The organism is Pseudomonas sp. P5_A2_2 (assembly GCF_054177685.1).
On record NZ_JBGCUL010000181.1, the window covers coordinates 1 to 7,026 of the forward strand.

General features: G+C 58.8%; 4 protein-coding genes and 1 pseudogene. All 5 read left to right on the top strand.

Annotated features, from left to right (window positions below; all coding sequences use genetic code 11):
• Window positions 1–2,734 (top strand): 2-oxoglutarate dehydrogenase E1 component (locus tag ACXRVY_RS13210; RefSeq protein WP_458237531.1); only part of this gene is annotated, 2,734 nt, incomplete at its 5' end.
• Window positions 2,735–2,776: 42 nt separating this feature from the next.
• Window positions 2,777–3,991: a 2-oxoglutarate dehydrogenase complex dihydrolipoyllysine-residue succinyltransferase gene (gene odhB, locus ACXRVY_RS13215; protein ID WP_223463337.1), complete on the top strand. Its 1,215-nt coding sequence runs from the start codon at window positions 2,777–2,779 to the stop codon at window positions 3,989–3,991.
• Window positions 3,992–4,101: 110 nt separating this feature from the next.
• Window positions 4,102–5,538 (top strand): dihydrolipoyl dehydrogenase, encoded by a 1,437-nt coding sequence (gene lpdA, locus ACXRVY_RS13220; RefSeq protein WP_458237532.1) that lies wholly within the window; start codon window positions 4,102–4,104, stop codon window positions 5,536–5,538.
• Between the two features lie 196 nt (window positions 5,539–5,734).
• Complete coding sequence (gene sucC / locus ACXRVY_RS13225; RefSeq protein ID WP_007919879.1) at window positions 5,735–6,901, top strand: ADP-forming succinate--CoA ligase subunit beta; 1,167 nt, start codon at window positions 5,735–5,737, stop codon at window positions 6,899–6,901.
• Window positions 6,901–7,026 (top strand): annotated as a pseudogene (locus ACXRVY_RS13230) (succinate--CoA ligase subunit alpha); the annotation flags it as partial. The gene sucC and the pseudogene ACXRVY_RS13230, both read left to right, overlap by 1 nt.

The window sequence follows — 7,026 nt, forward strand, 5'->3', positions numbered from 1 at the left end:
CCCTAACGCTGTGCCAGAAGAGTGGCGCACCTACTTCCAGAAGTTGCCTGCTGACGGCAACACTGCCACCGATGTTTCGCACTCCACAATTCGCGATCATTTCGTCTTGCTGGCAAAGAACCAGCGCCGCGCCCAACCGGTTTCCGCCGGCAGCGTGAGCAGTGAGCACGAGAAGAAGCAAGTTGAAGTGCTGCGATTGATCCAGGCCTACCGTATGCGTGGCCACCAGGCAGCCCAGCTTGACCCGCTGGGACTGTGGCAGCGTCCTGCACCTGCAGACCTGTCGATCAATCATTACGGCTTGACCAATGCCGATCTTGATACGACCTTCCGTGCCGGCGACCTGTTCATCGGCAAAGAGGAAGCGAGCCTACGCGAAATTCACGAAGCGTTGCAGCAGACATATTGCCGCACCATCGGCGCTGAATTCACGCATATCACCGATTCCGAGCAGCGTCAGTGGTTCCAGCAGCGTCTGGAAAGCGTGCGCGGTCGTCCGACGTACTCCGCCGACATCAAGAGCCACCTGCTCGAGCGCGTGACCGCCGGCGAAGGCCTGGAAAAATACCTGGGCACCAAATACCCGGGTACCAAGCGTTTCGGTCTGGAAGGCGGCGAGAGCCTGATTCCGATGCTCGACGAGCTGATCCAGCGTTCCGGTTCCTACGGCACCAAGGAAATCGTCATCGGCATGGCCCACCGTGGCCGTCTGAACGTGCTGGTCAACACCTTCGGCAAGAACCCGCGCGAGCTGTTCGACGAGTTCGAAGGCAAGAAGAAGGTCGAGCTGGGTTCCGGTGACGTCAAATACCACCAGGGCTTCTCGTCCAACGTGATGACCACTGGCGGTGAAGTTCACTTGGCGATGGCGTTCAACCCGTCCCACCTGGAAATCGTTTCCCCGGTGGTCGAGGGTTCGGTTCGCGCCCGTCAGGACCGTCGTAACGATCCTACAGGCGAGAAGGTTCTGCCGATCTCCATCCACGGTGACGCTGCATTCGCAGGTCAGGGCGTGGTCATGGAAACCTTCCAGATGTCGCAGACCCGCGGTTTCAAAACCGGCGGTACCGTGCACATCGTGATCAACAACCAGGTCGGTTTCACCATCAGCAACCCGCTGGACTCGCGCTCCACCGAGTACGCGACCGACGTTGCGAAAATGATCCAGGCGCCGATCCTCCATGTGAATGGCGATGATCCGGAAGCCGTATTGTTCGTGACTCAGCTGGCCATCGACTACCGCATGCAGTTCAAGCGTGACGTGGTGATCGACCTGGTCTGCTACCGTCGTCGCGGCCACAACGAGGCCGACGAGCCAAGCGGCACCCAGCCGATCATGTATCAGCAGATCACCAAGCAGCGCACCACCCGTGAGCTGTATGCCGATCGTCTGACCCAGGGTGGTGTGCTGGACGCAGAGCGTGTTCAGGCGAAAGTCGACGAATACCGCAACGCGCTGGACAACGGCCTGCACGTCGTGAAGAGCCTGGTCAAAGAGCCGAACAAAGAGCTGTTCGTGGACTGGCGTCCGTACCTGGGTCACACCTGGACCGCGCGTCACGACACTCGCTTCGACCTCAAGACCTTGCAGGAACTGTCCGCCAAGCTGCTGGAAATCCCGGAAGGCTTCGTGGTTCAGCGCCAGGTAGCGAAGATCTACGAAGATCGTCAGAAGATGCAAGCCGGCGGCCTGCCGATCAACTGGGGTTACGCCGAAACCATGGCGTACGCGACCCTGGCCTTCGAAGGTCACCCGATCCGCATGACTGGCCAGGACATCGGCCGCGGTACGTTCTCGCACCGTCATGCCGTGTTGCACAACCAGAAAGACGCGGGTACCTACATCCCGTTGCAGAACCTGTACGACGGTCAGCCGCGTTTCGACCTGTACGACTCGTTCCTGTCCGAAGAAGCGGTGCTGGCGTTCGAGTATGGTTACTCGACCACCACGCCGAATGCCCTGGTTCTCTGGGAAGCCCAGTTCGGCGACTTCGCCAACGGTGCCCAGGTGGTTATCGACCAGTTCATCACCAGTGGCGAGCACAAGTGGGGTCGCCTGTGCGGTCTGACCATGCTGCTGCCGCACGGTTATGAAGGTCAGGGGCCGGAGCACTCCTCGGCTCGTCTGGAGCGTTACCTGCAGCTGTGCGCCGAGCACAACATTCAGGTGTGCATGCCGACGACGCCGGCTCAGATCTACCATTTGCTGCGCCGTCAGGTGATTCGCCCGCTGCGCAAACCATTGGTAGTCCTGACTCCGAAGTCGCTGCTGCGCCACAAGCTGGCCATCTCGACGCTGGAAGATCTGGCCGAAGGTTCGTTCCAGACCGTTATTCCGGAAATCGATGCCCAAGACCCGAAAAAGGTCGAGCGCGTTGTTCTGTGTAGCGGCAAGGTCTACTACGACCTGCTGGAAAAACGCCGTGCCGAAGGTCGTGACGACATCGCTGTCGTGCGTATCGAGCAGTTGTACCCGTTCCCTGAGGACGACTTGAAAGAAGTCCTGGCGCCTTACACCAACGCCAAGCATGCCGTCTGGTGTCAGGAAGAGCCGATGAACCAGGGGGCGTGGTACTGCAGCCAACACCACATGCGTCGCAGCATCAGCAACCTCAACAAGTCTCTCGTACTCGAGTACGCGGGCCGTGAGGCTTCTGCTGCACCAGCATGCGGTTACGCATCGATGCACGCCGAACAGCAGGAACAACTGCTGCAAGACGCCTTTACTGTTTAACGCCTTCGCGCACCTGAAACCGAATTTAAGGAACCACAGACAATGGCTATCGAGATCAAAGCCCCCACTTTCCCGGAATCGGTTGCCGATGGCACCGTTGCCACCTGGCACAAAAAACCGGGCGACGCCGTCAAGCGTGATGAGCTGATCGTCGACATCGAAACCGACAAGGTCGTGCTGGAAGTCCTGGCCACCGCTGACGGCGTGCTGGGCGCGATCATCAAGAACGAAGGCGACACTGTTCTGTCCGACGAAGTACTGGGCTCCATCGGCGAAGGCAGTGGCGCCGCCGCTCCAGCCGCTGCTGCTCCAGCGGCTGCCGCTGCTCCAGCTGCCGCCGAAGGCGAAGACGATCCTGTTGCTGCTCCAGCTGCCCGCAAGCTGGCTGAAGAGAACGGCATCAACATCGCTTCCGTTGCCGGCACAGGCAAAGGCGGTCGCGTGACCAAGGAAGACGTGGTTGCAGCCGTTGCTGCCAAGAAAGCCGCTCCGGCTGCCGCGCCTGCCAAGGCTGCTGCACCTGCCGCCGCTGCTCCGGTGTTCGCTGCTGGCGAGCGCATCGAGAAGCGCGTACCGATGACCCGCGTGCGGGCCACCGTTGCCAAGCGTCTGGTTGAAGCTCAATCGAACATGGCGATGCTGACCACTTTCAACGAAGTCGACATGACCGAAGTCATGGCGCTGCGCTCGAAGTACAAGGATCTGTTCGAGAAGTCCCACAACGGCGTGCGCCTGGGCTTCATGTCGTTYTTCGTGAAAGCGGCCACCGAAGCGCTGAAACGCTTCCCGGCTGTCAACGCGTCGATCGACGGCGGCGACATCGTTTACCACGGCTACGCTGACGTCGGCGTTGCAGTTTCCAGTGATCGCGGCCTGGTTGTACCGGTTCTGCGTAACGCCGAACTGATGAGCCTGGCTGAAATCGAAGGCGGCATCGCCACCTTCGGCAAGAAAGCCCGCGACGGCAAACTGTCGATGGACGAAATGACCGGTGGTACTTTCACCATCACCAACGGTGGTACTTTCGGTTCGATGATGTCGACCCCGATCGTCAACCCGCCACAAGCAGCCATCCTGGGCATGCACAACATTCTGCAGCGCCCTATGGCGATCAACGGTCAAGTCGTTATCCGTCCGATGATGTACCTCGCTCTGTCCTACGATCACCGTTTGATCGACGGCAAAGAAGCTGTGACCTTCCTGGTTACCATCAAGAACCTGCTGGAAGACCCGGCTCGTTTGCTGCTGGATATCTGATTTCGTTGCACGGGCCGCTCAGCGATGGACGGCCCTTCTGTAATGACCAGCTTCGTCCCACGACGGTCCCCAAAAGGGGCCGTCCGGTTTGATTCGAGAAGGAATGACACATGACTCAGAAATTCGACGTGGTAGTGATTGGCGCGGGCCCTGGCGGCTACGTGGCTGCCATTAAAGCAGCGCAACTGGGCCTCTCCACTGCCTGCATCGAGAAGTACACCGACAAGGAAGGCAAACTGGCTCTGGGCGGTACTTGCCTGAACGTCGGCTGCATTCCATCCAAGGCCCTGCTGGACAGCTCGTGGAAATTCCACGAGGCCCAGGACGGTTTCGCGATCCACGGTATCAATCACGCTGGCGTGACCATGGACGTGCCAGCGATGGTCGGCCGTAAAGCCAACATCGTCAAAGGCCTGACCWCCGGCGTTGCGACCCTGTTCAAAGCCAACGGTGTGACCTCCATCGAGGGTCACGGCAAGCTGCTGGCCGGCAAGAAAGTCGAAGTCACCAAGCCAGACGGCTCGGTAGAAATCATCGAAGCCGAAAACGTCATCCTGGCTCCAGGTTCGCGTCCGATCGACATTCCGCCAGCTCCGGTTGACCAGAATGTGATCGTCGATTCGACTGGCGCCCTGGAATTCCAATCCGTGCCTAAGCGTCTGGGCGTGATCGGCGCTGGCGTGATCGGTCTGGAACTGGGTTCGGTCTGGTCGCGTCTGGGTGCAGAAGTGACTGTCCTGGAAGCCCTGGACACCTTCCTGATGGCAGCGGACACCGCTGTTTCCAAGGAAGCGCTGAAAACCCTGACCAAGCAAGGTCTGGACATCAAGCTGGGCGCTCGCGTAACCGGTTCCAAAGTGAACGGCGACGAAGTCGTGGTGAACTACACCGATGCCAAGGGCGAACAGAACATCACTTTCGACAAGCTGATCGTAGCCGTTGGTCGCCGTCCGGTGACCACTGATCTGCTGGCTGCCGACTGCGGCGTGACCCTGGACGAGCGCGGTTTCGTGCACGTTGACGATCACTGCGCCACCACCGTACCGGGCGTTTACGCCATCGGCGACGTGGTTCGCGGCATGATGCTGGCGCACAAGGCCTCGGAAGAGGGCATCATGGTTGTCGAGCGCATCAAGGGCCACAAGGCCCAGATGAACTATGATTTGATCCCTTCGGTTATTTATACTCACCCGGAAATCGCGTGGGTCGGTAAAACCGAGCAGGCCTTGAAAGCTGAAGGCGTTGAAGTTAACGTCGGCACCTTCCCGTTCGCAGCCTCTGGCCGTGCCATGGCTGCCAACGACACCGGTGGTTTCGTCAAGGTCATCGCAGATGCCAAGACAGACCGCGTACTGGGCGTCCACGTGATTGGCCCAAGCGCTGCAGAACTGGTTCAGCAGGGCGCGATCGGTATGGAGTTCGGCACCAGCGCTGAAGACTTGGGCATGATGGTTTTCTCCCATCCGACCCTGTCCGAAGCCTTGCACGAAGCTGCTTTGGCTGTGAATGGCGGCGCCATCCACATCGCCAACCGCAAGAAGCGTTAAGACAATAAGAAACCACGGCGGAATGGCCCGTCGTGAGCCTTGCATGCAAGACTCACCGCGGAATATCCGCTGGACGCAGTCTTGCATAGCTGCACCGGGTATCCGGAAAGGCTATGCAAGCAGCAGTCACAGGTGGTGCGGCACTTGAATGAGTGCAGCACCGAATGCGCAGTACCTAACGAAGACGGTAATAAGCATGAATCTTCACGAGTATCAGGGTAAGCAGCTGTTCGCTGAGTACGGCCTGCCAGTTTCCACCGGTTACGCGGTAGACACCCCGGAAGCAGCAGCAGAAGCTTGCGACAAAATCGGCGGCAGCGAGTGGGTTGTCAAAGCCCAGGTCCACGCCGGTGGTCGCGGTAAAGCGGGCGGCGTAAAGCTGGTTCGCAGCAAAGAAGATGCCAAGGCATTCGCACAGCAGTGGCTGGGCAAGCGTCTGGTGACTTACCAGACTGACGCCAATGGTCAGCCAGTCACCAAGATCCTGGTTGAATCGTGCACTGATATCGCTAAAGAGCTGTACCTGGGCGCTGTCGTTGACCGTTCGAGCCGTCGTATCGTGTTCATGGCTTCCACCGAAGGTGGCGTGGACATCGAGAAAATCGCTCACGACACTCCAGAAAAAATTCTGAAAGCCACTATCGATCCACTGGTTGGCGCTCAGCCATTCCAGGGTCGCGAACTGGCATTCCAGTTGGGTCTGGAAGGCAAGCAGGTTGCTCAGTTCGCCAAGATCTTCGTAGGTCTGGCCAAGCTGTTCAAGGATCACGACCTGGCCCTGCTGGAAGTGAACCCGCTGGTGATCAAGGCTGACGGCGATCTGCACTGCCTGGACGCCAAGATCAACATCGATGCCAACGCCATGTACCGTCAGCCTAAGCTGAAGACTTTCCACGATCCGTCGCAAGACGATCCGCGCGAAGCGCACGCTGCCAAGTTCGAACTGAACTATGTAGCGCTGGAAGGCAACATCGGTTGCATGGTCAACGGTGCTGGCCTGGCCATGGGTACCATGGACATCGTCAACCTGCATGGCGGCAAGCCAGCCAACTTCCTCGACGTAGGTGGTGGCGCTACCAAAGAACGCGTAACTGAAGCGTTCAAGATCATCCTGTCCGACACCAACGTCGCTGCAGTACTGGTCAACATCTTCGGCGGCATCGTTCGCTGCGACATGATTGCCGAAGGCATCATCGGCGCTGTGAAAGAAGTCGGCGTGAAAATCCCGGTTGTTGTTCGCCTCGAAGGCAACAACGCTGAGCTGGGCGCTAAAGTACTGGCAGAAAGCGGTTTGAACATCATCGCTGCTACCAGCCTGACCGACGCTGCTCAACAAGTTGTCAAAGCTGCGGAGGGCAAATAATGAGCGTCCTGATCAATAAAGACACCAAAGTTATCTGCCAGGGTATTACCGGTTCGCAAGGTAGTTTCCACACCCAGCAAGCCATCGAATACGGCACCAAGATGGTCGGTGGCGTAACTCCAGGC